Genomic DNA, 15,624 nt, shown 5'->3' with positions numbered 1-15,624 from the left:
GCAAGGGTGGCTATGAGCTGATTGCAGGGAGCGAACTACCAGGTCTAACTCAGCTTGATCTCAACTTACTCCAGCGCTGCATCTTAATGGCTGAGACTGATTTTGCCGGAGCCGTTCAAGTTTTCCAGCAAGCAATTTGAGGGGCTAGCATAACCTCAATATTTCCGATGCTTGAATTCACTGTTGCAGAGGTTTTGGAGACTGAAAAATGCTCGTCGTAGGCAGATTAAAAATAGGTTCAGTGTAAAGCAAGCATGACAGCGGCCATCCAAGCCGAAGCAAGACTAGCATCTGCAGATATTAAGAACACTTGGGGTCACTTCAGAATTCGGAAAAAATCGTATGTTGAGGATTCACAACCGTTCTTAGTGCAGGGGTTTTTGGCTTTGCTGAATGCAAATATGAATTACCCTCATCCCCAACCCTTCTCCCGCAGAAGAAGGGAGCTAAAACTCTTGTTCCCTCTCCTTTGGGAGAGGGCTAGGGAGAGGGCTGCATAAGGCTCAAGCACGAAAATCATACTTCTATTCAGCAACGCCGGGTTTTTCACTGAAGATGACCCACAACCTTAGCGATCGCTCGTCGGTGAACCCTGTCCACATAGGAGGGTGAGACACCCAACAGTTCCGCTGCCTCAGCACGGGATGTAGCTGCAGTCCTACCCACCAAGCCATAACAAACCTTCAGGCATTCCTGCTCCCTGAACGATAGATGACATAGGACAGCTTCAACCTGCTGGCGAAGGCTACGATCGGCCAATTCTCTCCTGATCACACGAATAGAGTMCGTACTCGACAAAGCGCTACTCATCGGACACCCCTTGCTTCCAGGGGCTGGATGTATAACTGGCGGACTGCATCAGCCAGATCAGTCTTACCTTTGTTCAGGTAGAGTTGCTCCACGATGCGGAAGTCAGCCAGGGCCTCGGCGTATCGTCCCATCTGYCTGTAGATCATCCCCCGATATTGGTAGCCCAGGCTCCACCCAGGTTTTAGCCGAATCGCTTCTGTGTGATCAGAGATCGCGCCTTCGAGATCTCCCATTTTCAACTTGAATGTGGCCCTGATARCGTACTGGAAAGACCGAAAGCCATCTGATTCAGCCACCTCGATCGCTTGCGTATAGTCTTCAGCGGCTCCCTTAAGGTTCCCCTGCTTGTACCTGGCAGTGGCTCGACCATCGTAGCTGACCCGCAGCCAGAAGGCCGAATCGGGTTTGGACTGGAAAGCCTGAATTGCCTGGGTGTAAAAAGTCTCTGCCTCTCGATATCGACCCTGTTCACTCAGTTTTGTGCCCTGTTGATAAAGGGAGACGGGATCAATGCGGGCATGCAGCACCGAACTGTTTAGTTCATGAATGGGAGCTGCTGCCAGGATGGGGCCAGCCAGAACGGTAGTAGAGAGTCCAGCTGCAATGAATAGGGCTTTGAGTGGTCGCATCAGGATTACCAACAGAACAAGGCCATTGTTGATCGAGAACCTGCTTGCTTTCATCAGCCAGATCAGATCTCGCGTTCCGCGATCTGGCCTATGGGAGAAGTCACAGTTCTAGGGCATCAATAGTAATGTGTTGAATTTTTCCTTGAAACCATCTACCAGCAACGATGTCAGCCCGATATCCTCCGTTATTTTATGTCTGCCCAAATCCACGAGCATTGCCATGCCAATCCCCGTGACMAACGGCTTGCCCGAGTAAATTACTCTTCACTCAGCTACAAAAACCCTCACCTGCTGACATCAGGCGAGGACAAAAACATATTTCGATTGCTGATTTCCAAATGACAGATTCATCCCATAGTCCCTCAACTCAAGGGGCGCAATTCTATCCCCTGACCCCTGAGTTAGCCGCCCAGMTCCGAAGCTACAATCTTTCTGCCGCAGAATGGCGACTGTGGAGCTATCTCGTCACCCTCGACCCCTTTGGCACTCGCTATCAAGACTTGCCCAGTCTGCCGCAAATCCTGGAAAGCTGTGACCTCTCCAAGTCTACYTTCTACCGGGCGATCGCAAAGTTTCAGGACCACAATTTGTTCGATACCCAAGCCTTGAATTTTCAGTTCCGCAACTTGCGAGGGGCAAAAAGGTTCCTCTCGGAGAATAGTCCCGTGGATGAACCTGCTGTCTCATCAGTGAAGCAAAAGTCTCATCCACGAGAMAAGAGTCTCAAAAATGAGACAGAAATCTCACCCATGAAACAAGAGTCTCATCCACGGGAAAAGAGTCCCAAAAATGGGACAGGAGTCTCACCCRTGAAACAAAAGTCTCATGCACGAGAAAATCAAGCTCTGGAACTCTCTCCAGAAAACAGTTCTGGACCGCCTAAGATCTCTTTAAATCTCTCTAAGATTGATCAAGATCTTTCTCTCTCTCCATCCCAGCCGAGCGAGAGAGAGGAGAAGCTTTTGATTGAATTCATTAGCAAACACAATCCAGATGCCAAAAACAAGCGGGCCTATGCACTCAAATGCCTGCAGCAGGATCGCCCATATTGGGAAGAACGTTACCGACAACATCAAGARAGCCAGGGCAGGAGTCACCTTCCACCCCCCACAATAGAACCCAATTTTGCAACATTTCAACCCCAGCCCTCGATCGTTGACCTCCCAGAARTYCGATTATCTCGGTTGCGGGCCAAGTGGCTCATCCCACACCTACGCAGCAAGATTCAACAAGACATCGCAGCCCATCCCGAATGGGAACTGGCGATCGTAGGCAGTGAAGTGGTGGCAGTAGAGCAATTCGCRGCRGCAGGATAATGACAACCATCAGCATCTTTTCAGAAATTCCAGAGTCCTTGCACCAGGCCCTGCAGGACTACCTGGCTGTAAACCAGGCCCTGGATGTGAACCAGTTTATGACGACGGCGATCGCGTCTCTGCTGATTCAAGTCAGTCAGCAGGAAGCCCAGCCCAGCTTCTTGCCGTCCCAGKGGAGCGCTAGCGATGAARYATAAACTCCAATCTCCTTATCAGGGAACCCAGTTAGAGCTACAGTTCCGAGCTGGTGACACTATCACTACCCATAGTGGAACAGCTACCATTACCCGAACCGATCGGGCCGGGGATGAACCCATCATCTTTGCCGATTATGGCTCCGGGATTGAGCAGCCCCATATCCGAGCAGGTATCCAGGCTTATGTCACAGACGTTCTAGRGGAATCGGTGGCAGGGTACTCGACACAGAATCTRACCCCGATYGCTCTAGCGGGAACCCGGCTGCAACCGGCTGCTATAAGAGTGGACCAACCAGATAGGAAACAGGAGGCGGAGGCCCTGCATGATGCCCTAGCCCAGTTAGAGCGAGAACGGGATCAAATCAGGGCGGAGGGGCCGATCGCSCCTGSCTGCTGTTGGATCGAAACAGGGAAGGTCAAAAACCGCAACTTCCGGCAAGCCTGGTGGCGGAGCGCGAAGCCTATGTTCACCTCCAAGCGGAGCAAGGGAGATTCAGCCGCTTTCGTGAAGAGCCAGTACATTGGGGCAGTGGGTTCACCGGAGCATCAGGCGGCGATCGCTGCCAAGGGGAGGCGCGATCAGTTGAGAGCGATCGAGCGGCAGATCCAGACCTTGACTACGGACTGACCAAAATTTCTGAATGGTGGTGATATCTATCATTCAGAAATTCGCAATTAGCCTTCGATCAAAGAGGGTATATTGGCATCACGATCAGTCTACTCCCATGACGAAAACCCCTTCCCTGTTTCCTTCTGACGAGAGCTACTCCACTTTCCTCAGCGATCTCAAAACCCGTATTCGAGGTGCCCAAATTAAAGCAGCACTTGCTGTTAATCAGGAGTTGATCCGACTGTATTGGCAGATTGGCAGAGACATTCTCATTCGTCAACAGCAGGAGGGGTGGGGGGCTAAGGTCGTTGAGCGTTTGGCCAAAGACCTGAAGCAGGAATTTCCAGACATGAAGGGATTTTCCCGTACAAACCTGCTCTATATGCGGGCTTTCGCCGAAGCTTATCCCGATAACCAATTTGTCCACCAGGTTGGTGGACAAATTCCATGGCGTCATCACTGTGTATTGTTGGACCGGGTGAAAGACCTGGAGCAGCGAATTTGGTACGTTCACGAGACGATCTCCAATGGCTGGAGTCGAGCTGTCCTGGAGATGCAGATCGAAACGGGACTGTATCATCGCCAGGGTGGGGCTATCACCAATTTTGAAAGCACTTTGCCGAAGCCCCAATCAGATTTGGCCCAGCAGTTATTGAAAGACCCCTATAATTTCGACTTTTTAACTCTGGAGAAGGAAGCTCAGGAGCGCGATCTGGAACGTGCCCTGGTATCCCGCATCCGGGATTTCCTGCTGGAACTGGGAACAGGTTTTTCATTTGTGGGCAGCCAGTATCGTCTGGAAGTCGATGGTGAAGAGTATTTCATTGATTTGCTGTTCTACCATCTGCGGTTGCGTTGCTATGTGGTCATTGACTTGAAGATGACTGAATTCAAGCCAGAATACTCCGGGAAAATGAACTTCTATGTTTCGGCAGTAAACCTGTTGCTCCGTCATCCAGATGACCAGCCCACGATCGGCATCATCCTTTGCAAGTCGAAGAAGAAGACGGTCGCTGAGCTAGCTCTCCAGGGCATGACCCAGCCGATCGGGGTTTCGACTCACAAAATCGGTTCCACGATTCCAGATCAGCTCCAGGGAATTATGCCCACGGTGGAGCAATTGGAACTGGAAGTAGATGCCGCAGCAACTGAACTGGAGGGGGATAGGGATGGCTCTTGACCCATAGGGCACTGTTGAAATATGGGCGTTTACTGACTCAGGGTTTGAGGGTCGCTTTTATTTCCTCGATCGCTCCTGTAACACTTGCCAGGAAATTAGCCTGTGTCTTCAAAAGTGCCTTTTCTGAACGACCTGGCTGAATGGATTCTGGCAGCTCTGCCAGCTCTGCCAAAGCAGCCTCAATCTTCTTCAGCAGCTTCAACTTTTGGAAAATAGGATCTGAGTTCCTATTTTTTCCAGTCTCTTCCGTCAGCTCTCGTTTCTGGTCGCTCAAGACCTTACGAACGTAACGGGTGGAGACTCCAATCGCCACTGCCAGCGCTGGCCCCAATGCCTTCTCCCCTTCCTTCGGACGCCCCCGGAAATCTCGATAATTTAGGGAGCGTAAGCGATCGGCAAGGCGTTCAATCTGGTCACGGGTATAGTTGACTCGTTTTTCGTTTTCGGCCAGCTCGATCTGAAGTGCCCACTCAGGTTCTTGCTCTGCGTCAAACGTCAGCATGTGAACCTGGATCAGGTTATCTGGAAATAGCTGTTTGTAAATTTCTGGGTTCGTCTCTTCAAGAAGCTGGATTGCAGCGTGCCGATGTGCGCCAGCGAGTAAAACTCCTTTGGAATCAACGACCAGCGGCTCAATCAGCCCCAATACCGCGATCGACTCTGCCAGGTCAGCAACATGCTCAGGACGCAGTGGGCGGGTATCATGCTTTCTGAGCTTAATCTGATCAAAGGGGATCTTTGTTTTTTGTGCCCGTTCCTGCTCAACCCTGGCGGCTACTGCCTGGTCCTGCTCATGAATCGCCTCTGCCGTAGAAGTTGCTTCGGCAAATAAGGCTGCACTATTGCCCCGTTTTCTAACCATCTATTATCCAGTCCGCGATCGCCTGCAAATCTTTCGCCCCTTTACAATTTGAATCGTACTGCATGAGCGGAGATCGCTCTGCTCCTGCCCATGCCAAGGCAGAGTCTTGATGTACGATTAACCGTTTGATAGATGGGTAGGCTGTCGCCAACTGCTGGTCAAGGGTCTGATCCATCGAGCGTCGCAGGTCAATCCGGCTGAGGGCAAGTGCCCACCGTTTTGCACCCCGTCGTCCCTTCTGCTGGCGGAGTTTTAACTCATTGAGTACCCGGCCCGCACCGATGACTGCCAGGGGATGAGCATCTGTACAGACGAGCGCCACATCTGCCGCAACCAATCCCAACCGCTCCAGGTATTCAACACCTGGGGGACAGTCAAAGATCAAGACATCATAATTGAGCGGTTTCACAGCATCCGCTAAATCCTCAGGATCAAGGGATTGGATGGTATGCCCAGCCAGGTCAGGACCTCCTGGTAGAACATATAGCCCGTCTGCTGCTTTTAAAGGTTCCGGAGACTCCCCGGCGAGAAAGTCAGCAGTTCCGGGTGCCGTTGGGTTGGTGCCCAATACGTAGGCAGCGTTGGACTGAGGATCTAGATCGATGACCAAAACCTTCTGTCCCCTACTTGCCAGGACAGAAGCTAGACCACAGGCAATCGTCGTCTTGCCCACGCCTCCTTTTCTTGCAGCTACAGCAATTCGAGTTTGATTCATGGCAAAAATCGTATCCCGCTCGTAATTTAAGGTCTTGCTCCTATACTCAGAATATAGAGGGAGTGATTTTGCCTCATGATAACTCCCACCACTAACCACAAATGATGGAGTTAGAGCTTCTACTCTAACGAGTAGAGCTTTCTACTTCAGAGGTTGGACAACCCCTCAGCCTCTACAAGTCAACATGATGCATTTTTACTGCGTTTTGAACATCCAGGTATAACCAGAATGCTCAATCCTTTAAAGGTTCAGAATATGGCAGTGGGCATCAGGTCCACTCTATCAGTACAAAAATTCTACCACTGCTCCAGCTATGAATCTGCTGGTTTTGGTAGCATTGAACTGCCCTGGAGCAGCGCTCCTGTCTCCTCTCTCCACCCAGTGCTATCGCATTGTGGTGGGAGCACCCCCGAGGTTTAAGATGGCGCAGGGTTTTGGAATCACACGATCGAAACAGCACAACTCCCAGAAGCCCGCATCCCAGAGCGTTCAAAAAACTCAACATAACTCCCAAGCACATAACCCAAAAATTGAAGCGGAGATTGAGACCTTTTTGAACCAGGATCAGCAGGAAAACTCTGAGCAACATGCTTTGGCATGGCTGACAGGTGTATATAACCCATTAGGGGAATCAGACCAGAGGAAGGCCCGATTCTTAGATGCCGATGAGGAAGAATGGCTATTCCTTGCTAAAGAAGTGGGCTGGCTCCAGGTCGAAGATGAGTTGAGTGCAATTTATTTCACTGCTCCACCACCAGATTTTGACTCCAAGCAGGCCGACTGGTATATTCGCCCAGACTTAACTACCTGGCTGGAAGAACCAGAATTACTCAGGGAAGCAGTCCAAAAGTATCCCATTCCTGTTCATCTCATGGCGGGAGCGATCGAGCGCTATACAAACCGTCTGGGATGGGATGCGCGGAAGATAGAAGCATTTATCCGGGAGCATACCGATCGGGCCAGCTCAGAAATGACTGTTTCCGATTGCACAGCCGTTTTGCTGGAGCTTCAGCGACTCTAACGTTGAGGAGCCCATAGGCAGCAACTGCATCTGCAAAATCAACGACCATTTCAGAAGCAATGGGCAATGGGGGCGTACTCTGAACAGTCCGCTCGACTGAACCTGGAAGCCAGAAAGAATTGGATAACACGCCATCTCAACCCTCTGGGATATGTTCTAAAACTGGTCCATCTCGCCCGCTGGCAGTGCAGTTTGTCGTGGAAGCGTAAGGATTAGTTCCTGACAGATCAAGAACCTGCTGAACGAATTCTTCCTGGACTGGACCAGGGTGATTGTCTACAGACTGCTGTCGCAACTGACGAAAGTAATTTTCATCCGGTGGGGGGAGAATCGATCGGGGAAATCGCCTAACCTGCTGGCTCCTGATCGCAATCTTGCCTAAGATCTCTCGAATCAATCCAGGTCCTGGCTCAGGAGGGTCAAGTTCAGGAGCCTCAACGGCTTGGACCTCTGATGGCGAAGGATCACCTGTGGAAAACCCCCCAGACCCCCCAACAGCCAAAACAGAATTACCCGCTGCTCCCTGCGAAAATATCGCAGGAGCAGGCAGGGGTAAAAGCTTATTGGGTTTAATAGGATGGTATTGCTCTTCCAGTAAGGATTTAGGGGGGGCTGAATCTTCTAAATTTGACTCGATAGGGTGGTATTGCTTTTCTGGTAAGGGATTGAAGGCTTCTGGGTGCCACAAATCTCGATTTTTATCAAGGGTTGTATTACCCACACCATAGGTTCGGAGTGCTTTTCTCCGGGCTGTAGCCTGGGCTGGTAAGGCATTTTTGTCGAGTAGATTGGCGATCGCTTGCTTAATCCGTTCCCTTGCCTCCTGAGCCTGCTGTTCGTTCCAAGTTGGTCCTTTCGGTTCTGAAGGGCTCTCGGTTGGGTGTGGCACTAGTGGCTTGTTAGAACCATAGGGATAGTAGCGGTGCTCGGCTGCCCTTGCCCAGGCTTTAGCCAATTGATCAATCTCGTGCTGGTGGCCGCAGTATTCCCCAAATCCGGGCAGAGAGCGAACAACCTCTGCAATTCTATGGGCTAAGGCTTCACCCTCTAAGGGGCTACCACCATGCAGGGCATGATAAAACACCCGTTCCTGATTAGCGACCTTGGCAAATAGGTGCTGAGTCTGCCCTGAACCTGTAAATCCATCTTTGATGTCCCTGCACAGGTCGCTGTAGTATTTCTGTCCAGAGGCTTTTAACTTTCTGCTGTAGTTTTTTTGTCGTGCTGTCTGTATGACCCGTTCTACCTGGTCACGGGAGACATCATTTCTCCGCTCTGCAAAGTGCCATTGCTGAACAAAACCAGTCTGATTTGTGAGGATGGTCTCCCAGGAATCATTCAGCAGATACGATCCGTTCTGAAGGGGTAGCCGGTGTCCCTGATAGTTAGTTTGAACGTCAGAGTAAGGCTTAGGATTGGGAAAAATCTCAAGTTGTCCACCCAGAAGCTTGAAGCCTTTATTTTCCAGTAGGGTTTTGGCGGCCAGGGAGATTGCCCATGATGCCTGGGCTTCCTCAAATGGGAAATACAGGTGCAGTCCTCCACTGCTAGAACTTGTGACGGCTACATATTGAACTAACCCCAATGGCTCCAACGCCTCAATCATGTGCCAAATCGCGAAGGGATCTTTTTGAGGGTGGTAATAGCTGCGGATGTCGATGTCGAGCATGAGGTATGTGGTCACTGCCCCAAACCGAACCCCGAACAGGTATGCCCCCTGTTTGAGGGTGCGATCGCTCAGGGGGTATCGACTTTCTGTCTTCCACTCAGGGCGTTTGCCTGGGTCTGGATGCTCTGCCCAGAGATAATCGTCTCGATGGGGAAAAAGTTGCAGAAATTGATCGTCCCACTCATGAACAAACTCAAAGCGTTGAGGGACAGGACGATGAGCAGGTGCGGTGATCATGATTCACCTCCCAGCCGATCGCAATCGCATGGGGGAAAAAAGCGCAGAAAGTTTGCCATGAAGGATTCCTCACGAATGACTATTGCTTGTAGCGAGTTAACAAAGTCACCGAGATTGTTGTAATGCAAGGGAAAAATCCATAAAAAACATTTCTGGGATTTTCAACTCGATCCCAGGATGCTAAGATTTACTTGCATGGCAAAGTGCCGTCATGCAGCTATTGGATCTGCTTACCAGGCATATCCGGGCTACATACCGAGCAACACATAGCGGAAGAAAGTTTCCTAGTCTGTCTCGCCGCTTGTGTACCATCAAATCGGTGACTTATATATGGCTACTTCGTACAACCCCTGACTGCTTCCAACAGTTGGGGGTTCTAACGTTTTGGGTGAACCTCCCTAAAATATATTTTTCTTCTGCCGGAAGGAGTCTAAGCACTCATCCCTGTCAAGCAGAAGTCAGCCTGTGTGAGTACAGCAGTGATCAGGCACTCATCGGTGATCCGCCAAATCAGCCTCTCCCGCTCGGTACATCAAGAGCTTGTGCCCGATTCAGATCAGACACAATGGGTATCAGTCCACGACCAATTTGTTCCACAAACTCGGAGCGGGATAACCCCAAAGACTCGGCTAAAGTATCCAAGCCTTGCACTCCAGTTCGCGTGAGGGTTAAATTAAACCGCTCTTTGAATTCATCGTGAATCGCAGGCTGTCCTTTTGTGCGCTTACGACCTTTCATGGCTTACTAGTTTCTACACACAAACTACTGTTGCATGGTACCACGCAATAAAAACCTTGATCTCCTCTCTTTTGTAAAGTTCCGTTAATTCTGCTGATGACCCATCTAAAACTCCGGGGTACTCCCGCCACATCGGTACTCCGATTGGCGGTGATGGGGATAGGAGCGGCGATTGAGTGGGGTTCGATACCCCCAAAATCGCCAAACTAGCTATCGGGTGAAAGTTGGTTTTCCACATACGTTTTTTTGGCTGAACTGGGCAGAGCCATCAAAACGATCTTTCTATGTCGTTACTTGCATGACGAACGCATTCGTCAGGAGATCCAAGAGGGCTTGAATGTYGTTGAAAACTGGAATAGCGCCAATGACTTCATCTTCTATGGCAAGAGCGGTGATTTTACTTGCGCCCCTGTGGTGTTGAAGGAAATCTCCATGCTTTGTTTACACCTGCTCCAGGTCAGTTTGGTTTACATCAATACCTTGCTTATTCAGCAAGTTTTGTCTGAACCGGATTGGATACAGCAAATGGGAGCCAATGAACTCAGAGCTTTAACGCCGCTCATTTATGCCCATGTCAATCCCTATGGTGTCTTTCGACTCAACATGACCGAACGGTTACAAATCGAATCCCTTGCCAGCTAACGTCAGCCCTCCTCCGTTTGCAAGTGTTGTTAGCCAGGGTGATCTGTCCCTGGCAACCTGAAAACCTGCGCTTAAGCTCTATAAGACAAACTTATGGAAAAACTTCAAAAATAGGGGACTTTCGTCCTTGGTATTGGCTAATTGCATCTCATGACAGCTTCGCTTCAATAACCCCTCGCTGCAGGTGAATGTCCTTCAATTGGCACCACCCGCGACCCGCCCGCCAAATCCAGGTATTGCGCTTAATCCGAATTCGGTAATGCCACCCAAGTTCAGCCGTAATAGCGGTCATGGCGTCGGTATGGACGAAGCCCCGGTCGGCCAGGACGACCACCTTTACCCCCAGCGGCAATCGGTTCACGGCTTGATGGAGCATCTCCCGATACGCCTCGAAGGCGACCGAGGCACTGCCGTGTTTCAGCACTCGCCACACTACGGGCAAGGCTCGACCCCGATGCACCACCGCTAGCCGCACTAAGCAATATTCGTCCCAAAACAGCGAGGTATCCAGGCTCAGGTACAAACAGTCCTCCGCCCAATCCGCCAACGCCGCCTGAATCAAGGGCTGATACAGGCGATGGACGTTCAGACGACTGTTGTGCAGCCAGCGGCTCAATCGGCGTTGTTTACTTTGCGCCTGCACCCCTCGACACGGCACATAGGGCAGCCACCGCGTCAGACTCACCTCCCCGCGCTGAAGCAACGCTACCACCATCCATAGACAAGTCGTCAGATGGGATCGATGCCTCCACGGCACCGATTGACCCAACCAAGCATTCAAGGCATCGTAGAGAGGGGAGTTTTTTTCACAGCGTTCAGGGTTTTGAGTGGTATCTAAGCTTAGAACGCTGACTCCCCCTTGAACCCTCCAACCGTCGAAGCCACCCTATAGCAAGCCTCTTCAGCCCTCACAATCAACTTTTGTCAGTCAACCAGGGGAATCGGTAACTGTGCAATGCAATTGAATTTCGCTAATTTGGATTAGCCTATTTGAGCTAGCTATTCGAAGTAAGCTAACGCAAAATCACTAAGTTGCACTGTATTTTCACCTCTCAACTCAGTGTGCATAATCAATGACAACAGAGTTCTTCTGTTAGTTCCCAATTCACACAAAGAGGAATCAAATATGGTGACAACTCACATCACTACCACTTCCAGAAGTGTTGATTTGATTACGGCTTCTACAGCTGTAGAAGCCGCCCGTGCCGCCTTAACAGAAGGAGAGAATCGAGGCTTGGCTATGTCGATCTCGGTTTTCAATGCACTCATGATTGAAGTGGCATACATTCATGGAGATGGTGCCACACCTCACTCTGCTGAAACCTGCCGCCGCAAAGCTCAAACAGCTGCTTCCACTCGTCGAGCGACAGGTTGGATGAACGCTGACCTGGCAATTACTCTACCTATGGCTTCAGGCAATTTGTTAACCAACGTGGGCGGGGGATTTCCCATTCGCTTTAACGGTGTATTTGTGGGAGCCATTGGTGTAGCAGGAGGCACCGTAGAACAGGACATTGAAGTTTCTCGAGCTGCTTTACGCGCCATTGGAGCAGACGCAATCGAGTAAATCCTAATAGGGTAGAGATACCACTTTCGTGAGTATTTCTACCCTCAGAAACACCAATTTTTTGGAGAGTCGCTCATGAAGGATTCGCCCAATTCTTATGTTTCGATGGCTATCAAGGACTTCCAATGCTTTGGTTCTTCAACAACACGAGAATTCACAGATAAAGCAAAGTATCTTGATCGGGATTTTCTCAATCAAACCGCCATCCTCTGCATTGACATTCTTCGGGCTACCACCACTATGACTGTTGCAGTTGCAGCAGGTTGTGAGGGAATTCATCTTGTCATCAAGCCCACCGGAGGTGAGTATGAACTCACTCCTCCCCTATTGCCCCATAAGAACTGGATTTTTGGTGGTGAGGAAAACGGTTTGCCCATTCCTGGCGGTATGTTGAACAATAGTCCACTTTCTATTCAACCTGATCAATTGGTGGGTAAGTGGTTGAAGTTCTACTCAACGAATGGTGCCAAATCACTAACTGCGATCGCTGATTTGCAAGTTGGAGCAGTTTTTTTGGTGAGCCTTGCCAACATTGAATCAACCCTTGATGCAATCAAAGCAAGAGGGTTTACCCGCTACTGGATTGTTGGAGCAGGCTTTTACCAAAGTCCTGCACTCGAAGACACCGTATGTGGCGGCAGAATCATTCAAACTCTGCTTGAAAGACAAGACCTTTGCCTAGACGCCCTGGATGATGGTGCACGCATTATGTGCCATACATCTGCCCCATACCAAGGACAAGATGATTTGCTCATTCAAGATCTCTACCACTCACAAGTCGCCAAACTACTCTGCAACATCGGCAGATGTGAAGACGTTCCTGCCTGTATCAACGGAACAGGAATACCCTCTAGTCTTTGGGAAAGAATGACCCATGCAGTAATTCACCTCGAATACATAGATGGCACCCCCATTCTCATAAGCCGTTAAGCATCTAAATTTCCCAGAAATCTTTCTACGGCCCTTTCAGCAAGGAGATCGGCATAGAAATTCTAAATGTCGATTAACCTATCTACGCTCGTTCACTGATTTCAGTTCATTTCCAAGCAACCGTTGAAATGATTGCTTGGAAATCACTGACTACCAACCTTTTTTCTTAATTTACAGCAAAGGAGTTGGCATGAACTGGTTTACTAAATCACCTCAACATCTTAATGGAAAACCAATTGATCTTGCGATTGGCGACCCCAAAGATCGTGCGCCGGAAAAGTTTCGCAAAGAATTGTGCAAAGCACTTAAAGATCCAAAAGTAGATCGCTACTCACCTAAAACAGGGCACCCAGATTTGTGTCATGCCATCTTAGAAGATTATGCTCGCGAAAATAGTGTTTGTCTTGAGCCTTCTCACGACATTTGCATCACCAGTGGAGCCTGGAGTAGTTTAGTAGCTTGCTTAAATGTGCTAGGGAAACCAAAGGGCAAAGTTGGGTATTTTGACCCCTGCTTTTTTGGTATTCCTCAAATTGTCAGAGCTGCTGGAATGATTCCTTGCCCAATCCCTTTAGATGCAATACGAGGTTCAGATGCTGATCTGAATCATTTCTTCCAAGAATTGGTAGTTTTCATCCATGTCGATCCCCATAACCCAACAGGATATGTCTTTACTAGTATCAATCATCACGCGATCGCTAATGCCTGTCACAAAAATAATGTGAGAGTCATTAGTGATCGCGTCTACAAACACATTTATGCCGATCAGAAGCCTGAAAGTTTTCTCACTTACGATAAAACAGCCCTCGAAGTATGGTCATTTTCCAAAAGCTTTCGGATGGCTGGCTGGCGCCTCGGTTGCATTTTGGGCAAAGGTCATTGGATGCAGGAAGTTCGAGAACACTGGAGTGCTACAGAAAACGGGATATGCGTGGCAACTCAATTAGCAGCGATTCCACTCATCACTGGGCGTGTAGGATTGGAATCCTTTCGCCAAGAGATTATTTCACGGAGGCAATGTCTCAATACCGGCTTGACTCAATTGGGCTTTAGGGCTGATTCATCTCCCGATCTGGCAACCAACTTTGTCTGGGCAGGTATTCCAAGAGTCTTTCAATCTTCTACCGATGCCGCCCAACAACTGAGTAACTTTGGTGTACTTTCTATGCCCGGAGAAAAGTGCGGAGAGTTCGGGCAAGGCTTTTTGCGTTTTGCCCTCAATTACCCTCCAGAAATTCTAGACATCGCAATTACCCGAATTGCCAGTGCAATCGACAGGTATTGCAAGGAGGCAGCATGAACAGGAACAGCAGCGTTACGCTTCAGTTCACCTGCTATCGAGACGATCAAGTTTTCCTGTCAGAAGCAACTATTGATCAATTAGTACTAGCTGGATGGACAGGTCGCAACCCCCAAGCAATTGAGCAGCATATCCTTGAACTAGAAGCAATAGGAATTCCTCGCCCTACTTCTATCCCGTCTTTCTACTCTGTTTCAGCCCAATTACTTACCATCACGAATGTTATTAAAGTCGATGCAAGTCAATCATCGGGCGAAGTAGAAATTGTCGTTTTGACTCTACCTGACGGGTTGTGGATAGGAGTGGGGTCAGACCATACAGATCGAGCACTAGAACGTCAAGATATCCTACACTCAAAGCAAGTATGTGCTAAACCAATGGCATCTAAACTCTGGTATTTCGGTGATTTGACTCGACATTGGGATCAACTGCTTCTTCGCTCTTTCCTAGTTAAAGATGGAGAACGACACCTTTACCAAGAAGACTCTGTGGCAAGTTTACAGAAGCCAGAATATCTAATTGAAGCTTATGCCGATGCTGGGAAAAGTTTATCCATAGGCAGTGCTTTGTTCTGCGGAACCTTACCAGCTAAGCAACATATTGTAAATTCCGTTGGTTTTGAAATTCAACTTCTAGATCCTATTTTAAACCGCTCCATAGAACATCGATACCATGTAACTGGCAATTCGATTTCATGTGAATCTCACTGGTAAATTGCTATTTTCTCCTCAGAAGTTTTGACCTCAGCAGCTGTCAACAAACTGCACGCCCAGCAATTTTCATTAAGCGCTCGCCCCATACCCCGTGCTTCCCAAACCATCCCTATTATGCCTGAGACTCTTATATTTCCGGGGAGCCGCGAAAATAATCTTAGGATAGTCAGATAGAGATAAGTGCAATTATCTCTATCTGAAGTTCATCAACTCCAGTTATCTCTATCTAGGGGTTATTGAAGCGAAGCTGTCATGAGATGCAATTAGCCAATACCAAGGACGAAAGTCCCCTATTTTTGAAGTTTTTCCATAAGTTTGTCTTATAGAGCTTAAGCGCAGGTTTTCAGGTTGCCAGGGACAGATCACCCTGGCTAACAACACTTGCAAACGGAGGAGGGCTGACGTTAGCTGGCAAGGGATTCGATTTGTAACCGTTCGGTCATGTTGAGTCGAAAGACACCATAGGGATTGACATGGGCATAAATGAG

At 49.2% G+C, this 15,624-nt stretch carries 16 protein-coding genes and 1 pseudogene; 10 read left to right on the top strand and 7 right to left on the bottom strand.

Features of this window, described 5'->3' with window-relative positions; translation table 11 throughout:
- Positions 1 to 546: 546 nt before the first annotated feature.
- Both BST81_RS27465 and BST81_RS10990 read right to left on the bottom strand, forming a co-directional pair.
- Positions 547 to 810 (bottom strand): hypothetical protein, encoded by a 264-nt coding sequence (locus tag BST81_RS27465; protein ID WP_171974730.1) that lies wholly within the window; start codon positions 808 to 810, stop codon positions 547 to 549.
- Positions 807 to 1,439 (bottom strand): tetratricopeptide repeat protein, encoded by a 633-nt coding sequence (locus BST81_RS10990; RefSeq protein ID WP_171974729.1) that lies wholly within the window; start codon positions 1,437 to 1,439, stop codon positions 807 to 809. The genes BST81_RS27465 and BST81_RS10990 overlap by 4 nt, the downstream gene beginning before the upstream one ends.
- A 338-nt stretch (positions 1,440 to 1,777) precedes the next feature.
- Here BST81_RS10990 and BST81_RS10985 point away from each other — a divergent pair, with 338 nt between their 5' ends.
- From BST81_RS10985 to BST81_RS10970, 4 genes are all read left to right on the top strand, one after another.
- On the top strand, positions 1,778 to 2,755 hold the full coding sequence (locus BST81_RS10985; protein ID WP_075598578.1) for a hypothetical protein: 978 nt from the start codon (positions 1,778 to 1,780) through the stop codon (positions 2,753 to 2,755).
- Positions 2,755 to 2,952 carry a DUF2811 domain-containing protein gene (locus BST81_RS10980; RefSeq protein ID WP_075598577.1) on the top strand — a complete coding sequence of 66 codons (198 nt, stop codon included), beginning with the start codon at positions 2,755 to 2,757 and terminating at the stop codon, positions 2,950 to 2,952. The genes BST81_RS10985 and BST81_RS10980 overlap by 1 nt, the downstream gene beginning before the upstream one ends.
- Complete coding sequence (locus tag BST81_RS10975; protein WP_075598576.1) at positions 2,942 to 3,580, top strand: hypothetical protein; 639 nt, start codon at positions 2,942 to 2,944, stop codon at positions 3,578 to 3,580. The genes BST81_RS10980 and BST81_RS10975 overlap by 11 nt, the downstream gene beginning before the upstream one ends.
- A 97-nt stretch (positions 3,581 to 3,677) precedes the next feature.
- Positions 3,678 to 4,742, top strand: a complete 1,065-nt coding sequence (locus BST81_RS10970) for a PDDEXK nuclease domain-containing protein (RefSeq protein WP_075598575.1) — start codon at positions 3,678 to 3,680, stop codon at positions 4,740 to 4,742.
- Positions 4,743 to 4,779: 37 nt separating this feature from the next.
- Here BST81_RS10970 and BST81_RS10965 read toward each other — a convergent pair whose 3' ends face one another.
- Together BST81_RS10965 and BST81_RS10960 are read right to left on the bottom strand one after the other, a co-directional pair.
- Positions 4,780 to 5,604 carry a ParB/RepB/Spo0J family partition protein gene (locus tag BST81_RS10965; RefSeq protein WP_075598574.1) on the bottom strand — a complete coding sequence of 275 codons (825 nt, stop codon included), beginning with the start codon at positions 5,602 to 5,604 and terminating at the stop codon, positions 4,780 to 4,782.
- Positions 5,597 to 6,319, bottom strand: a complete 723-nt coding sequence (locus tag BST81_RS10960) for a ParA family protein (RefSeq protein WP_075598573.1) — start codon at positions 6,317 to 6,319, stop codon at positions 5,597 to 5,599. The genes BST81_RS10965 and BST81_RS10960 overlap by 8 nt, the downstream gene beginning before the upstream one ends.
- A 313-nt stretch (positions 6,320 to 6,632) precedes the next feature.
- On the opposite strand from BST81_RS10960, the gene BST81_RS10955 reads away from it, so the two are divergent.
- Entirely contained in the window at positions 6,633 to 7,340 is a 708-nt protein-coding gene (locus tag BST81_RS10955) for a hypothetical protein (RefSeq protein WP_075598572.1), read from the top strand.
- A 136-nt stretch (positions 7,341 to 7,476) separates the two neighbouring features.
- Here the strand turns inward: BST81_RS10955 and BST81_RS10950 are convergent, their stop codons facing one another.
- Together BST81_RS10950 and BST81_RS10945 are read right to left on the bottom strand one after the other, a co-directional pair.
- Entirely contained in the window at positions 7,477 to 9,246 is a 1,770-nt protein-coding gene (locus BST81_RS10950; RefSeq protein WP_075598571.1) for a hypothetical protein, read from the bottom strand.
- Positions 9,247 to 9,756: 510 nt separating this feature from the next.
- Entirely contained in the window at positions 9,757 to 9,984 is a 228-nt protein-coding gene (locus tag BST81_RS10945; RefSeq protein WP_075598570.1) for a hypothetical protein, read from the bottom strand.
- Between the two features lie 246 nt (positions 9,985 to 10,230).
- On the opposite strand from BST81_RS10945, the pseudogene BST81_RS10940 reads away from it, so the two are divergent.
- Positions 10,231 to 10,626 (top strand): annotated as a pseudogene (locus BST81_RS10940) (Tn3 family transposase); the annotation flags it as partial.
- Between the two features lie 148 nt (positions 10,627 to 10,774).
- Here BST81_RS10940 and BST81_RS10935 read toward each other — a convergent pair.
- Complete coding sequence (locus tag BST81_RS10935; RefSeq protein ID WP_216351301.1) at positions 10,775 to 11,329, bottom strand: hypothetical protein; 555 nt, start codon at positions 11,327 to 11,329, stop codon at positions 10,775 to 10,777.
- A 423-nt stretch (positions 11,330 to 11,752) separates the two neighbouring features.
- Between BST81_RS10935 and BST81_RS10930 the strand changes: the two genes are divergently transcribed.
- The 4 genes from BST81_RS10930 (at position 11,753) to BST81_RS10915 (ending at position 15,136) form a co-directional block, all read left to right on the top strand.
- Positions 11,753 to 12,193, top strand: coding sequence for a heme-binding protein (locus BST81_RS10930; protein WP_075598569.1), 441 nt, complete (start codon positions 11,753 to 11,755; stop codon positions 12,191 to 12,193).
- 75 nt (positions 12,194 to 12,268) lie between these two features.
- Complete coding sequence (locus BST81_RS10925) at positions 12,269 to 13,123, top strand: 2-phosphosulfolactate phosphatase (protein WP_075598568.1); 855 nt, start codon at positions 12,269 to 12,271, stop codon at positions 13,121 to 13,123.
- A gap of 190 nt (positions 13,124 to 13,313) precedes the next feature.
- Positions 13,314 to 14,423 carry a pyridoxal phosphate-dependent aminotransferase gene (locus tag BST81_RS10920; protein WP_216351300.1) on the top strand — a complete coding sequence of 370 codons (1,110 nt, stop codon included), beginning with the start codon at positions 13,314 to 13,316 and terminating at the stop codon, positions 14,421 to 14,423.
- A complete protein-coding gene (locus BST81_RS10915; RefSeq protein ID WP_083636793.1) occupies positions 14,420 to 15,136 on the top strand; it encodes a DUF2848 domain-containing protein in 717 nt (238 codons plus the stop codon). The genes BST81_RS10920 and BST81_RS10915 overlap by 4 nt, the downstream gene beginning before the upstream one ends.
- The last annotated feature ends 488 nt before the right edge of the window (positions 15,137 to 15,624 follow it).

This window comes from Leptolyngbya sp. 'hensonii' (genome assembly GCF_001939115.1).
Lineage (GTDB): Bacteria > Cyanobacteriota > Cyanobacteriia.
This window is presented reverse-complemented; position numbering and strand designations above follow the sequence as displayed.

Bases quoted from the DNA above. Each gene is read 5' to 3' on its own strand.
- BST81_RS10970 (WP_075598575.1), top strand. From the start codon at position 3,678: ATGACGAAAACCCCTTCCCTGTTTCCTTCTGACGAGAGCTACTCCACT.
- BST81_RS10965 (WP_075598574.1), bottom strand. From the start codon at position 5,604: ATGGTTAGAAAACGGGGCAATAGTGCAGCCTTATTTGCCGAAGCAACT.
- BST81_RS10960 (WP_075598573.1), bottom strand. From the start codon at position 6,319: ATGAATCAAACTCGAATTGCTGTAGCTGCAAGAAAAGGAGGCGTGGGC.
- BST81_RS10955 (WP_075598572.1), top strand. From the start codon at position 6,633: ATGAATCTGCTGGTTTTGGTAGCATTGAACTGCCCTGGAGCAGCGCTC.
- BST81_RS10950 (WP_075598571.1), bottom strand. From the start codon at position 9,246: ATGATCACCGCACCTGCTCATCGTCCTGTCCCTCAACGCTTTGAGTTT.
- BST81_RS10945 (WP_075598570.1), bottom strand. From the start codon at position 9,984: ATGAAAGGTCGTAAGCGCACAAAAGGACAGCCTGCGATTCACGATGAA.
- BST81_RS10930 (WP_075598569.1), top strand. From the start codon at position 11,753: ATGGTGACAACTCACATCACTACCACTTCCAGAAGTGTTGATTTGATT.
- BST81_RS10925 (WP_075598568.1), top strand. From the start codon at position 12,269: ATGAAGGATTCGCCCAATTCTTATGTTTCGATGGCTATCAAGGACTTC.
- BST81_RS10920 (WP_216351300.1), top strand. From the start codon at position 13,314: ATGAACTGGTTTACTAAATCACCTCAACATCTTAATGGAAAACCAATT.
- BST81_RS10915 (WP_083636793.1), top strand. From the start codon at position 14,420: ATGAACAGGAACAGCAGCGTTACGCTTCAGTTCACCTGCTATCGAGAC.